12 protein-coding genes and 1 tRNA gene are annotated in these 13,416 nt (G+C 69.4%); 6 read left to right on the forward strand and 7 right to left on the reverse strand.

Annotation, left to right across the window (positions count from 1 at the left end):
• Positions 1-45: 45 nt before the first annotated feature.
• The 4 genes from QM624_RS09120 to QM624_RS09135 all read right to left on the reverse strand — a co-directional run bounded on the left by QM624_RS09120 (position 46) and on the right by QM624_RS09135 (position 5,504).
• Positions 46-519, reverse strand: coding sequence for a single-stranded DNA-binding protein (locus QM624_RS09120; RefSeq protein WP_415091001.1), 474 nt, complete (start codon positions 517-519; stop codon positions 46-48).
• Positions 520-628: 109 nt separating this feature from the next.
• Complete coding sequence (locus QM624_RS09125; protein ID WP_415091003.1) at positions 629-2,218, reverse strand: GTPase; 1,590 nt, start codon at positions 2,216-2,218, stop codon at positions 629-631.
• Positions 2,215-4,068, reverse strand: coding sequence for a GTPase domain-containing protein (locus QM624_RS09130; protein ID WP_415091005.1), 1,854 nt, complete (start codon positions 4,066-4,068; stop codon positions 2,215-2,217). The genes QM624_RS09125 and QM624_RS09130 overlap by 4 nt, the downstream gene beginning before the upstream one ends.
• Before the next feature lie 8 nt (positions 4,069-4,076).
• Entirely contained in the window at positions 4,077-5,504 is a 1,428-nt protein-coding gene (locus QM624_RS09135) for a PrsW family intramembrane metalloprotease (protein WP_415091007.1), read from the reverse strand.
• Positions 5,505-5,602: 98 nt separating this feature from the next.
• Here QM624_RS09135 and QM624_RS09140 point away from each other — a divergent pair, with 98 nt between their 5' ends.
• Positions 5,603-5,953 (forward strand): hypothetical protein, encoded by a 351-nt coding sequence (locus tag QM624_RS09140; RefSeq protein ID WP_415091009.1) that lies wholly within the window; start codon positions 5,603-5,605, stop codon positions 5,951-5,953.
• 28 nt (positions 5,954-5,981) lie between these two features.
• Here QM624_RS09140 and QM624_RS09145 read toward each other — a convergent pair whose 3' ends face one another.
• Together QM624_RS09145 and QM624_RS09150 are read right to left on the reverse strand one after the other, a co-directional pair.
• Complete coding sequence (locus tag QM624_RS09145; protein WP_415091011.1) at positions 5,982-6,977, reverse strand: oxidoreductase; 996 nt, start codon at positions 6,975-6,977, stop codon at positions 5,982-5,984.
• 57 nt (positions 6,978-7,034) lie between these two features.
• Entirely contained in the window at positions 7,035-8,051 is a 1,017-nt protein-coding gene (locus QM624_RS09150; RefSeq protein WP_415091013.1) for a helix-turn-helix transcriptional regulator, read from the reverse strand.
• A gap of 61 nt (positions 8,052-8,112) precedes the next feature.
• Here QM624_RS09150 and QM624_RS09155 point away from each other — a divergent pair, with 61 nt between their 5' ends.
• Together QM624_RS09155 and QM624_RS09160 are read left to right on the forward strand one after the other, a co-directional pair.
• Entirely contained in the window at positions 8,113-9,147 is a 1,035-nt protein-coding gene (locus QM624_RS09155; protein WP_415091015.1) for an ABC transporter ATP-binding protein, read from the forward strand.
• Positions 9,144-9,938: an ABC transporter permease gene (locus QM624_RS09160; RefSeq protein WP_415091017.1), complete on the forward strand. Its 795-nt coding sequence runs from the start codon at positions 9,144-9,146 to the stop codon at positions 9,936-9,938. Before QM624_RS09155 ends, QM624_RS09160 begins: the two co-directional genes overlap by 4 nt.
• 11 nt (positions 9,939-9,949) lie before the next feature.
• Here the strand turns inward: QM624_RS09160 and QM624_RS09165 are convergent.
• Positions 9,950-10,023 (reverse strand) — tRNA-Arg (locus QM624_RS09165).
• Positions 10,024-10,208: 185 nt separating this feature from the next.
• On the opposite strand from QM624_RS09165, the gene QM624_RS09170 reads away from it, so the two are divergent.
• From QM624_RS09170 to QM624_RS09180, 3 genes are all read left to right on the forward strand, one after another.
• On the forward strand, positions 10,209-10,649 hold the full coding sequence (locus QM624_RS09170; protein WP_415091019.1) for a group I intron-associated PD-(D/E)XK endonuclease: 441 nt from the start codon (positions 10,209-10,211) through the stop codon (positions 10,647-10,649).
• Positions 10,650-10,735: 86 nt separating this feature from the next.
• Positions 10,736-11,923: an MFS transporter gene (locus QM624_RS09175; protein WP_415091021.1), complete on the forward strand. Its 1,188-nt coding sequence runs from the start codon at positions 10,736-10,738 to the stop codon at positions 11,921-11,923.
• A 150-nt stretch (positions 11,924-12,073) separates the two neighbouring features.
• Positions 12,074-13,372, forward strand: coding sequence for an ABC transporter substrate-binding protein (locus tag QM624_RS09180; RefSeq protein ID WP_415091023.1), 1,299 nt, complete (start codon positions 12,074-12,076; stop codon positions 13,370-13,372).
• The last annotated feature ends 44 nt before the right edge of the window (positions 13,373-13,416 follow it).

Raw genomic sequence — 13,416 nt, forward strand, 5'->3', positions numbered from 1 at the left:
GCCCCGAAGTCGGGCCCACCCGCCCGGACTCCGGGCGCAATCGACTCAGGCCGCCGCACTCTTGCCGTCGGCCTGATTCGCCGGCTCGTCGGGACCATCGGTGCCCTCCAGGTCGTTGAAGACCGAAGGGTCATCGGCCGGGGGTTGTTGCGTGGACCGCTCAACCCGGCTGAACCGGGTGGTGCCGCGGCCGAGGTCGTGCCCGACGGCGATCGCCTCGAGCACCAGCTTCTCGCGCACCTCACCGGTCTCGCTGTTCGTCCAACTCCAGGTGGTGAGGCGTCCGGTGACGATCAACGGGTCACCCTTGCTGACGCTGGCCTGCACGTTGAGCGACAGCTGCCGGTTGCGGCAGTTGACGTTCAACCAGGTGGTCTCGCCGTCGCGCCAGGTGCCGTTGCGGACGAAGCGCGGCGTGCAGGCCAGCCGGAAGGCGGCATAGGCCCATTCGTTGCTGTCGTCGGTACGCACGTCGACGTCGCTGCCGACGTTGCCGGTGACGGTGATGGTGGCGTCCATGGTGCCCTCCTGAAGACTGTGGGATTCGTCATCCTCAGTGTGGGCACGTGGCGCGAAAAGTGTTCAAAATCGCGCTGACTAGGGGTCTCGACAGGCTCGACCAGCGGGGTCAGCGGGCGTTGCGGACCGCGGCCACGGCACGTCGGTGCCGATCCAGCTCCTCCGAGACGGGCTCCAGCAGCTCGGTCTCAGTGACCGCGGCGATCGTCCGGTACAGGATCCGTTCGGCCCGGTTCGCCTTCGCCCGGGCACCGATCGAAACCGCGAGCCTGGACAGGCCGGCCAGCGCGAGCCCGCCGACCACGCCGCCGGCCAGCAGCACGAATTGGGCAGGCCAACCCCACCAGTACACGGTGGGCAGGTCGACCAGGCCGAGCGCCGGCGCGAACGCCCACAACAGCGCCCAGAGCCCACCGGCCACCACGGCGACCATCAGCACCCACTGCAGAACCCGGATGATCGACCACCAGCCGGTCCCCCGGTCGAGTTCCAGGTCGGCACCGGCGATGGCGGTGTCCAGCCGGTCCATCAGCAGCGCCTCATGACTCCGCGCGGCCATCGAGACCGCCGCCGCCCAGCCCCTCGGCAGGCCGGCCGACGCCTGGTCGACCAGTTCACGCAGCCCACGGTCGAGCCGGGCCCGTTGCACCGGGCTGGCGCTCGGCAGCGACGTCCGGCTGATCGCGGTCGGCGCCAGCTGCCGATCGCTCTGATCGAGCCGGAGCGCCCGCAGCGGATCGGGTTTGAACCGGGCCACCCACTTCACGAACGGCCACCCGGTGGCGAGCCCACCGCGCAGCTTCCAGGCGTCACGGACGCTGTCGACCGCCAATCCCACACCGCTGGCGTCGGCCAGCGCCTTCACCAAGGGGTCGCGTTGCTTGCGGTCGAGCACCGGGGCCGGCGTGCTGCCCAGCTCCCAGGCGAGTTCGTCGGCGGCCACAGTCACGTCGGCGGCGATCCGGGCACTCACCACAGCTTTGTCGGCGACGGCCCGGGCGAGGACCTGCCGCAGCTCGGGCACGCCGGTGCCCTCCAGTGCCGACATCGCCATCAGCCGGGCGGCGGCCAGGCCCTCGTCGTCGAGCAGTCGGCGCAGGTCGGCCATCGCGTCGGCGAGCTCATCGGGCCGCAGCCGGTCGGCCTGGTTGAGCACCACGATCATCACCTCGGCGTACTGCGCCAGCGGCCGCAGATAGCGCTCGTGCAGGGCGGCGTCGGCGTACTTCTGCGGATCGACCACCCAGATCAGCATGTCGACCAGCGGCACCAGCCGGTCGACCGTCATCCGGTGCGCAGTCTCGGTGGAGTCGTGGTCGGGCAGGTCGAGCAGCACCAGATTGGCGAAAGCACTGCGCCGCGCCGGCACCAGATGACGCCGGGGCACGTCCAGCCAGTCGAGCAGGTCACCCGGCAACTCGGCGCCCCAGGCGACGGCCATCGCCGTCGACGTGGTCGGACGCCGCACCCCGGTGCTGGCGAACTCGGTGCCGCTGATCGCATTGAACGAGGTCGACTTGCCCGAGCCGGTCGCCCCAGCCAGCGCGACGACGGTGTGATCACCGGTGAAAGTCCAACGCTCCCCCGCCCGTTTCAACACGGCCGAAGCCCGCGTCACCACGTCGTCCGAGGACCGTCCGCGGCTCAATTCCACGGTTTCGTCGAGCGCCCGCAGGCGCTGGGCCAGCGTGCGGCTCACCCGCGGTCACCGTCCTCATCGGCGATCAACTCGGCATCCACGACGTCCTCGGACGCGCCCTGCCCACCGGCGACCAGCTCGGGCCGATCGTGGATCTGCCGGGCGGAGCCGCTGAAGCCCTCGACCTCGGCGAGCGTGGGCAGCCCTGTGCCGACCTCGGTACCGCGTGCCGCGTCGACCGCCGCCACCGCGGCCCTGATCTCGTCGCCCACCTCGGCACGGACGCCGACCTCGTCGAGGACCGCCTCGTAGCGGGCCAGTTCGGTCGCCAGCAGCGCCTCGACGCGGGCGTCCAGATCTTCCTTGGCGCGTTTGGCGAGCCTGCGGACGGCGTCCTCACCGAAGACCGCTTCGAGGACGCGTTGGGCGAGCACGGCGGTGCCGCCGGCCACCCCCACCTCGATCCCGGTCACGCCGCCGGTGGTGGAGAAGACGACCATCATCAGTGCGATGCCGACCCCGTTGGTGCCCAGCGCCAAGAACCGGGCGCGGGACTTCTTCGAGCTGCCCTCGCTGGTGACCAGCTCGAGCACGTCGGCCTGCCAGTTGCGGATGGCCAGGGCGACCTGGGCCTGGAAGTCGGGCGAGCCGCTCTGGAGGTCGACTTTGGTCGCGGCCAGCAGCTGCCGTCCGGCGGGATCGTTCTCCCAGGCGGCCGCGGCCCGTTCGGCGGCCGCCTCACCCTCTTCGCGGATCAGCACCTCCATGCCCGATTCGACGGCCAGCTTGACCTCGCCGACCTGCTTCGGTTCGCCGCGCAGCGACGCCATCAGCCGATCGCGCAGCCAGCCGATCTTCTGCTCGACGGCGCGGAAGAACTCGCCGGTGCCGACGAAGTCCTGCCAGCGGGCCAGCACCTCGCCGCGCAGCAACGTGCCGTCGGCGGTCTGGACGCCGAGGGTGCGCGCCGCCTCGCGATAGGCGCCCTCGGCGTCGGAGCGCAGCTGCGCCAAAGCGGTGTCCTGTTCGTCGGCGGCCTGCGCCACCTGGGGCGCCGTCCGGCATTGCGCGGCGATCGCACCGCCCAGGGTCTGCAGCACGACGCCGGCCCGCGCCTGGCTGTCGGCCGCCAACCCGGCCAGCCACTCCCGGATCGGCGCCACCGCCGAATCCGGCAGCAAACCCTCGGCGTCGGCGACGGTCTCCGGGACAGCGAACAGCGGCGAGTCACCGAGCCCGCGATCGGCCATCAACTGGCCCAGGTGCGCCGGCACTTCGGTCATCGCAGCCGGCGGCACCCGCTGCAGCACGACGGCGAGCGCGGCGCTCCGCTCGGCGGCCGAGCGCAGGTAGTCCCACGGCACGGCGTCGGCGTAGCGGGCGGCGGTGGTGACGAACAGCCACAGGTCGGCGGCGGCGAGCAGCTGGGCGGCCAGCGCCCGGTTCTCGGCGACCACCGAATCGATGTCGGGCGCGTCCAGGATCGCCAGGCCCTGTGGCAGCGACGGTTCCGGCACCAGCTGCAGCGTCCGGGTGTCGTTGGCGGCCTCCAGCGTGCGGGCCAGCCCGGGCAGGATCCGCTCGGGGCCGAACCAGTGCGCGTCGTCAGGATGGTGCACCAGGACGGGCGAGCGGGTGGTGGGCCGGATCACCCCCGGACGGCTGACCGTGCGGCCGATCATCGAGTTGACCAGCGTCGATTTTCCGGCGCCAGTGGAGCCGCCCACCACGGCCAGCATGGGTGCGTCGAGGCGCTCCAGCCGCGGCAGCAGGTAGTCGTTGAGTTGAGCGCCCAGGTCGCGGCGCAGGGTCTCGGCCGCACCGCGTCCGGGCAGGTCCAGCGGCAGTCTGGCGCGGTCGAGGGCGTCCGCGAGCAGCCTGAGCGAACTCGCCAGCTGGCCAGCGCTCATGCCACTCCTCACCCGGGGGGCGGGCCCCAGTTCGGGTCCACCCTGGAATACTGCTGCGATCCTAGTGGTGCGGCGCCCGGTCCTGCGGGCCAGTTCCCGCCCAGTCCGGCGGGACCCGGATAACTCGGCGGCGGATAGTCGACCGGCTGCCGCTTGCGCAGCGTCGGCAGGCTGAGTTTCTGCCCGCGCGGATCGTCGATGGCCAGGCCGCGCAACGACCGGGTCTGATACAGCAACTCGGTGGCGCGGGCCTGTCCCGCGGTGTCGATGACGCCCTTCACCTCGGCGTCGCGCAGGTAGGCGAGCTCGGTGAGCGTCCGCTGCAGGCTCAGGGTGGCCCGCAGCACCGTCCAACCCCGGGTGGCCGCCACCATCAACGCCCAGGCCCGGTGCCGGACGCGCGACGTGACGTCAGGGTCGACCGGGTTCAGCCAACCCATCCGGACGTAGTCGGTGAGCCGGGCACGGATCTTGCGGCTCTCGGTGAACAGCTGCCGCACCGCGTAGATCGTGGCCGACGCCACCAGCGGCAATGCCACCGCGAAGTAGATGATGTAGCGCATCATCCCTTGGGCGAAGGTGGCCTGCGAGTTGAACATCATGTGCAGCAGCGCGGCCATCAGGTAGCCGATCAGCGGAGCCAGCACACGCACCACCTTGCTGTGGGTGCGCAGCGCCACCATCAGTCCGAGGCCGGTCATCATCGTGAACAGCGGATGCCCGAACGCCGTCCAGAAGCCGCGCAGCCAGACCAGTTCGTGGATCGCCGACTCGGCATCACCGGTGTTGATCTGCGAGGTCGAATACATGATCGCGCGCGAGTAGTAAATGATGTTCTCGGTGAACGCGAAGCCCGCCGCGGACAACCCGGCCAGTGCGACCCCGTTCAGCTTGGTCACCAGCTGGTAGCGGGCCAGCAGCGCCACCCCGAACAACACCGTGGCCTTCGCCGCCTCTTCGACGAACGGGGCGATGTAGATCGCCGCCCGGGCTCCGGTGGTGGGGTCGGCCTGGGTGCCTTCGGCCACGATCGAGAGCTGTTCGGACGCCCAGGTGTTGATGTGCAGCGACAGGAAAGTGGCGACGGCCGCCCCCCAGCCCAGGGTCAGGTACCAGACCAGCAGCCGCTGCGGACGGAACCGGTCGGCGATCACGAAGAGCACGATCCAGAACAGCAGGGTGGGCATCGCGAACCAGAACGAATCGCGGATGGCGGAGTGGTTGATGCCGGGCACGACACCGCCCCGGACCGGAGTGTCGGCGGTCATCAGCGCGTACTGCGACCACAGGCAGGCCGCGTAGATGCCGGTGAGCACCACACCGATCCAGGTCCACGGATTGGTCAGGATCCGTTTGGGCAGCGGTGCTGAAAGGTCGGGTTGTGACGGGATCCCGTTGAGCAACCGGCGGTGCCGGGCGATGGTGTCCGTCGACATGCCGGCAAGACTACCGGGCCGTCGGGGCGGCACCCTCGGAGCTCAAGCCCACCGCTGCGGGTGATTCGACCCCGTGCAACAGCCGGTTACCGTTCCGCATGGCCAGCTATCAGCTCAACGAAACGGCGGTCGAGCACGCTCGCCGGCTGATCCGTGCCCGGCAGTACGTGCTGGACAGTCAATGGCGCGACGTCCAACCGGACGCCGAGGCCGAGAACGCTTTCCTGGAACGACACTCCTGGGACGACTACGCCGCGTGGCACCTGGGCCTCACCGGAGGGGCCAACGACGAGACCAAGGCCCGCTACGCCTTCGTCATCGGCGACTTCCGGCGGGTGCATCGCAGCGCACTGATCGCGTGCGTCTTCCGCGCCTCCGAGTGGCATCACAAGAAGGTCGAACTGGCCGCCCACGATCTGCTGCAGTTGCTCGACGAGACGGCCGGCTGAGCAACTCTGACGCGGATGCCGCAGCGGGTCATGGCCGAGCCGCGATGTCCGCGGACAGTGCCTGAACCAGTTCGTCGTGGTCGGCGTCGTCGAGGCCTGCGGCCCGCGGCTCGTCGCGTCCGGTCTCCCACGCGAGGGTGTCGGTGAGCGTGTCCGCCAGCGGACGCAGCCGCAGCCCGGACGCCAGGGCCCGGTCGTTGCGGTGGTCCTGGAAACCCCACAGCGCGTGGTCGCCGCCGAGCCACAGCGGCAGGCTGCGCGGCCCCATCCACGGGTTCACCCGGTGCTCGATCAGCCAGTCACGGTCGGCGGCGAGCACCCGTCGGCGATGCCCGGCGACTGAGCGGGCGGCGTCCAGCACCTCGCCCAGGGTGGTCGGTGAGCCGCAGGCATTGAACGCACCGCGGACGGCGCCCTCCGCGCAGTCCAGCAGCCAGCCGGCCAGGTCACGCACGTCGATGAGTTGGACGGGCTGGTCGGGATCGGCGGGGATCAGCACCGACGCCGTCCGGTCGTGGGCGAACCGCCACGGCCAATAGCCCAGCCGGCTCGATGAGTCACCCGGCCCGACGATCAGACCGGCGCGGGCGATCATCCAACTGGCGGTGTCGCGCACCAGGTTCTCGCAGGCCACCTTGGCCGGGCCGTACTGGACCGGCTCGGTCATCGTCTCGGCGTCCAGAGGTGGCAGCAGAGGTCCGGATTCGTCCTGGCCGCGGGTGGCCTGGTCGGCGTACACGTTCGCCGTGGACACGAAGACCCAGTGTCGCGTCGTCAACTCCCGGACGGCGCGGCGTACCTGCCCGGGCTGCCGCGCCAGGTCGATCACGGCGTCCCAGGCCCGGTCGGTCAGCGGCGCCAGCCCGTCGTCGGCGTCCCGATCGAGCACCACGGAACGGACGTCGTCCGGGAACGACCCGGAGCGGCCCCGCGCCGCGCAGGTCACCGACCAGCCCCGTCCGGCCGCCTGGGCCGCGATCTCACGCCCCAGGAAGGCGGTTCCGCCGAGTACCAGAAGCTCCATCCCACCAGCCCAGCACGTCCGGGCAGCTGTCGGTAGAGGTTCCGCCGAGAAGGACGGCTACACCCGCGTCCGGCTCAACTCCGCACCGACCGGACGCGGCGCCGGCGGCGCGGCATCCAGCGCCCGCAGCATTCGCTCCAGCGTCTCGCGCAGCTCACCGCGGGCCGGTTCGGCGAGATCGGTCACATATTCGACGCCGGTCGGGATCCAGGACAGGCCGTACATGGTTTCCCGGAAGTCGCTGCCGCCGATCGGCCAGCGGGTGTGCATCTCGTCCTCGGATTGCGCCCCCTGGCCCCACTGCCCGAAGTAGCGCCGCATCTCGTCGTACGGCAGGGTCATCACGGCGTCCGCCTCGACCGCCTGCCGCACCCACGAGCGGGCCACCAGGATGAACTCCTCGATCTCTTCGGCAGTCAGCGGCTTCGGCGTGAACAGCACGGTGGTGTGCTCGACGTCGGCGAGCCGGTCGACCCGGAAGGTGCGCCAGTCGTCCCTGTCGAGGTCCCAGCACAGTAGGTACCAATGCCGCTCCGCGGGCGCCAGGGCGTGCGGTTCGACCCGGCGGCGGGTCTGCCGCCCGGATGCCGAGGTGTAGCCGAAACGCACCCGTTCGTGGTCGCGGATCGCCAGCGCCAACTCGCCCAGCACATCGCTGGAGACGGCGGCCCCGGCGTTGATCCCGGCGGGCTGGACGGTTTCGGCGAGCGCCTTGACCCGGCGACGCAGCGGCGCAGGCAGTACCTGTTCCAGTTTGGCCAGCGCCGTGATGGTGGTTTCCGGCCCGCTGACCAGGCGTTGGGACGCCGCGACCCGCAGCCCGATCGCCATCGCCACCGCCTCTTCATCGGTGAGTAGCAGCGGCGGGAGTGCGCTGCCCGCCTCCAGCCGGTACCCGCCGGCGACCCCGGGTGTCGACTCGATGCGATAGCCGAGTTCGCGCAGCCGTTCGACGTCGCGCCGCACCGTCCGCTCGGTCACGCCGAGCCGTTCGGCGAGCTCGGCGCCCGGCCAGTGGCGATGCGCCTGCAACAGGTTCAGTAGCGCCAGGGCCCGGGTCGTCGTATCGGCCATGCTCCAAGATTGCCGCAAATCGCGGACTGGATCTGTCCGCATTGGAATCTAGCGTGAAGCCATGGCGAATGAACCGATCATCGAAGCGCAGGGTTTGACCAAGCGCTTCACCGTCAGGAAGCGGACCGTCGAGGCGGTCACCGACCTCAGCTTCGAAGTCGGCCGCGGCGAACTCGTCGCGTTCCTCGGACCCAACGGCGCCGGCAAATCCACCAGCCTGCGCATGCTCACCACGCTCATCCCACCGACCTCGGGCACCGCACGTGTGGTCGGCTTCGACATCCTGACCCGGCCGGCCGAAGTCCGCGCCCGGATCGGCTACGTGGGTCAGCTCACCAGCGGCAGCTTCGCGCAACGGACCCGCGACGAGCTGCTCAGCCAAGGTGCCTTCTACGGCATGTCGAAGGCGGCTTCGAGGTCTCGCGCCGACGACCTCATCGAGTCGCTCGACCTCGCCGGTTTCGCGAACCGTGCGGTGCAGCAGCTGTCCGGCGGGCAGAAGCGCCGGCTCGATGTCGCCCTGGGTTTGATGCACGCACCGCCGTTGTTGTTCCTCGATGAGCCTTCCACCGGTCTCGATCCGCAGAGCCGAGCCAATCTGTGGCAGCACATCCTCGAACTGCGGGCCAGTCATGGCACGACGATCTTCCTCACCACGCACTACCTGGAAGAGGCCGACCGGTACGCCGAGCGGGTGATGGTGATGGACAAGGGCCGGGTGATCGCCGACGACACCGCGGCACACCTCAAGGCGAATCTGGCCGGCGACGTGGTCACCCTCGGCTTCGCCGACGAATCGGACGCCGCGGCGGCCGTCGCCGTCGTCCAGGGGCTGACCGATCGTGAGGTGGCTCGCTCGGGCGAGGCGTCCGTCACGGTCACGGCACCCGAGGGCGACGCACTACTCCCGGCGATGGTGCGCGCCCTGGACGCGGCGGGCATCGTCGTCCGCTCCGCCACCGGAGTACCGCCCACGCTCGACGACGTGTTCCTGGCCCTGACCGGACGGACGCTGCGCGAGGCCGGCGAGGGCACGGACGCCGAAGAAGACGAGCAATCCGAGAAACTCGAAGAGAAGGCGGGAGTGAGCCGATGACCACCGTGCAACCTGAGAACCTCGACACCGCGGTACGTGCCAACCCGGCACGGGACACCTGGAACGTGCTGATCCGGGAACTGAAACCCGTCGTCCGCGACCCGTTCACGCTGATCTTCAGCCTGGTGCAACCGCTGGTCTTCCTCGGCCTGTTCGGGCCGCTGTTGATCGGCACGTCCGGGCAACCGGTCGGCGAGACGCTGCAGTGGTTCGTGCCCGGCGTCCTGGTGATGATCGTGCTGTTCGGCACCGGCGCGACCGGCTCGAATCTGCAGTACGAGATGATGACCGGCTCGCACGAACGCACCCTGGTGGCCCCGTTGGCCCGCTCGTCGCTGCTGATCGGCCGGGCCCTGAAAGAGATTGCGCCGATCGTGGCGCAGGCGGTGATCATCGTGCTGATCGCCTGGCCGTTCGGTTTCACCATCCACCCGCTGGGCCTGCTGATCGGGCTCGCGCTGTTGGCGGTGTTCGGCGTCGGCCTGGGAGCCCTGTCCTACACCCTCGCGCTCAAGACCAAGGACCGGGAATGGCTGTTCTGGGGAGTGCAGCAGACGCTGATCTTCCCGCTGCTGATCCTGTCCGGCATGCTGCTGCCGCTCGACACTGCCCCGGGCTGGATGCGCGCGGTCTCCGCGGTCAATCCGATCAACTGGGTGGTGCAGGCCGAGCGTGCCCTGCTCGCCGGCGATCTCGGGAACCTCGCGGTGTCATGGGGCTGGTTGGCCGCCCTCGCCCTCGCCGCAGTCGGGCTGCTGGTCGGCGTCCGCGCTATTCAGAAGAGCAATTGAGTAGTTGTGGGCGCCTCGGGCGAGACTCGAACTCGCGGCCAGCCGCTTAGAAGGCGGCTGCTCTATCCAACTGAGCTACCGAGGCAATGCAGACAGCGCGAGCGAGAGCGTAGCGAGGCGCATCGTCGCCTGTCGCCCTCCCGGGGAGCCGTCCGTGGACGATTCTAGGGGTCAGCTTGACGCCCAGCTCCGACGCATGGTCGGCGTTCAAGCAGAAACGCCGCTGAACCCACCAGACCGTCGGATGGGTCTTCCGCTACTCTCCCCTTCATGACGCCGCACCACACCAAAGACAAGGGCGATTTGGGCGTCGCAAAAGCTCACGCCGACTTGGTGTCGCAAGGCTTCATCGTCCTGTTCCCCGCCACCGAGCATGCACCGTTCGATCTGGTGGCGTACCGGGATGGCCGGTTCCACCGGCTGCAAGTCAAGTACCGGTCGAGCCGGACGGGCGTGGTCTCAGTCCAGTTCAGGTCGATGTGGTCAGATCGCAACGGTCTCCACATCCAACCTGTCGACAAGAGCGCCATTGACGCCGTTTGCATCTACTGTCCAGAGACGGACGAGTGCTACTACGTGCACCCGGGTGACCACGAGATGTCCGTGAGTCTCAGGATCGTTCCCAGCAAGAACGGCCAGAAGGCAGGCGTTCTCCAAGCAGCAAACTTCCGAAGCCTTGCTCCCGGGAGGGCTGCCGTCAGCGAGGACTAGAGAAGGGCCGCCCACCCGTTTGTGGTTTGCGGTCGCAGAGCGACCCGATGCAACGGCCGCCCACAGGCTGCGGATATGTTGCGGTGGTGGCTTTCGACGGCAATCACGGTGCGCCCTGGCGGCGCCTCGCCGTCGTCATCTACCTGCCGACCGCGGTGTCGTTCATCGGCTTCGGCGCCATCATTCCGCTGGTGCCGCTGACCGCTCGCGCACTGGGCGCCTCGGTGCCGGAGGCGGCGCTGGTGGTGGCCCTGATGGGCATCGGCAACCTGGTCGGAGCCCTACCCGCCGGGGTGATCGCCGACCGGTTCGGTGAGAAGAAGTCACTGGTCGGCGCACTCTGCGTCGACATCCTCTGCCTGCTGACCTGCGCTTTCGCGCCGAACACCTGGGTGCTGGCCGGTGCGGTGTTCGTCACCGGGCTGTCCGGGGCCATGCTGAGCCTCGCCCGGCAGTCGTACCTCACCGTCGCCGTCGGGCTCGAGTACCGAGCTCGCGCCCTGTCCACCCTGGGCGGAGTGTTCCGGATCGGGTCGCTGCTCGGTCCGCTGATGGGTGCGGCCGTGGTCAGCGTCTGGGGGCTGCAGGCGGCCTACCTGGTGGCGGCCGGCACCAGCCTGCTGGCCGCGACCGTGACTCTCGCCCTGCCCGATCTGCCGATGCCCGAGCACCAGCCCGACGAGCCGGTGCAGATGCTGCGGGTGCTGCGTCAGCATGCCCGCACTTTCGCCACCGCCGGGACGGGCGCCGCCGCGCTGATGCTGGTCCGGACGGCGCGCGACGCCCTGTTGCCGCTGTGGTGCGAGCAGATCGGCCTGGACGCGGCCGCGACCAGCCTGGTGTTCGCGCTCTCGTCGGCGATCGACATGACCCTGTTCTACGTGGGCGGTTCGGTGATGGACCGGTTCGGACGGCGCTGGGTCTCGGTGCCGTCCATGGTCATCATGGGTCTCTGCTTCGCGCTGCTGCCGTTCGCGCATTCGGTTGCCGCGGTGGCCCTGTTCGCCGCCGTCCTCGGCCTGGGCAACGGGATCTCCGCCGGTGTGGTGATGACCATCGGCTCGGACGCCTCGCCTGCGGTCGGCCGTCCGCAGTTCCTGGCCGGCTGGCGGCTGACCACCGGCCTGGGACAAGCCGCCGGGCCGTTGCTGATCACCGCGATCGCGGCCGTCGCACCGCTCGGAGCGGCCGCGGTGACCATCGGCGCGGTCGGTCTGGTCGGTGCCGGCTGGCTGTGGCGATGGGTGTCCGAACCGGCGATTCCGGATCACTGAACCGGTCCTTGTGTCGCACGGACGGATTCGATAACAACCCGGCAACGACTAGGGGGTTCTCCTTGACGCTGGATCGCGCGCGAGCCTAGCTTGACAAGCAACGGGGCCCGAGAAGCTGGGCTCCCACGAGCGATCCAACGGAGGATCTCCATGCGTGCTCAACCACTCGTGGCCGTGGCATTTGCGGCCGCACTCACGTTGGCCGGCTGCAGCTCAGCCGCGCCGACAGCAAGTCAATCCCCAAGCTCTGCCGCATCGGCGCCAGCCGGTGGTGCGGGCGGCGACGTCGGCGTCTTCACCTGGTGGGCGGACGGCTCCGAGAAGGTGGGCCTGGAGGCCCTGGAGAAGCTGTTCAAGGAGAAGTACCCCAACGACACCTTCGTCAACCTCGCCGTCGCCGGCGGCGCCGGCAGCAACGCGAAGGCGAAGCTGGCCGCCGACCTGCAGAACGGCAACCCACCGGATTCCTTCCAGGGCCATGCCGGCGCCGAGTTGCAGGACTACATCCGCGCCGATCAGATCGAGCCGGTCAACGACGTCATCACCACACTGGGCGGGGCCAGCGTCTTCCCGCAGAACCTGCTCGACCTGCTGACCGTGCAGGGCAACATCTATTCGGTGCCGTCCAACATCCACCGCGCGAACGTGGTCTGGGCGAACCCTGAGGTGTTGAAGAAGGCCGGGGCCTCCGCTGAACCGGCGGACATCGACGCCTGGCTCGCCGACATGCAGAAGCTGAAGGACGCCGGCGTCGCCACCCCGCTGAGCGTGGGAGGCACCTGGACCCAGCTGCAGCTGTTCGAGACGGTGCTGATCGCCGATCTGGGCGTCGACGGCTACACCCAGCTGTTCACCGCACAGGGCGACTGGGGCTCCGACGGCGTGAAGAAGGCGGTGGCGCACTACGCCAAGCTGCTCAGCTATGCCAACACCGCCTCCGACGGCGACGACTGGCCGGGCGCCACCGACGCGGTGATCAACGGCAAGGCCGCCTACAACGTGATGGGCGACTGGGCGGTGGCTCAGTTCACGCTCAAGAACAAGAAGGACGGCGTCGACTACACCTACTTCCCGGTGCCCGGCACCAAGGGTGTCTTCGACTTCCTGGCCGACTCGTTCACCCTGCCCAAGAACGCCAAGAACCCCGGCGGCTCGAAGGACTGGCTGTCGCTGATCGGCTCGCCTGAGGGCCAGAAGGCGTTCAACCTGGCCAAGGGTTCGATCCCGGCCCGGACCGATGTGCCGTCCGACGACTTCCCGGCGTACCAGAAGACCGCCATGGCGTCGTTCAAGTCGGACAAGATCGCACCCTCGATCGCGCACGGTGCGGCGGTCAGCCAGGCCTGGAACTCCGACATGAGCACGGCGATCTCGAAGTTCTACCGTTCGAAGGATCAGGCGACGCTGGTCACCGACCTGGTGGCGGCCGCCAAGAAGAACGCGGTCTGATCCCGATGTGACCACGGGGGTGCGTCCGGTTCGCCGGACGCACC

Origin of the sequence: Micropruina sp., from assembly GCF_047606365.1 — a bacterium.
Classification (GTDB): domain Bacteria; phylum Actinomycetota; class Actinomycetes; order Propionibacteriales; family Propionibacteriaceae; genus Micropruina.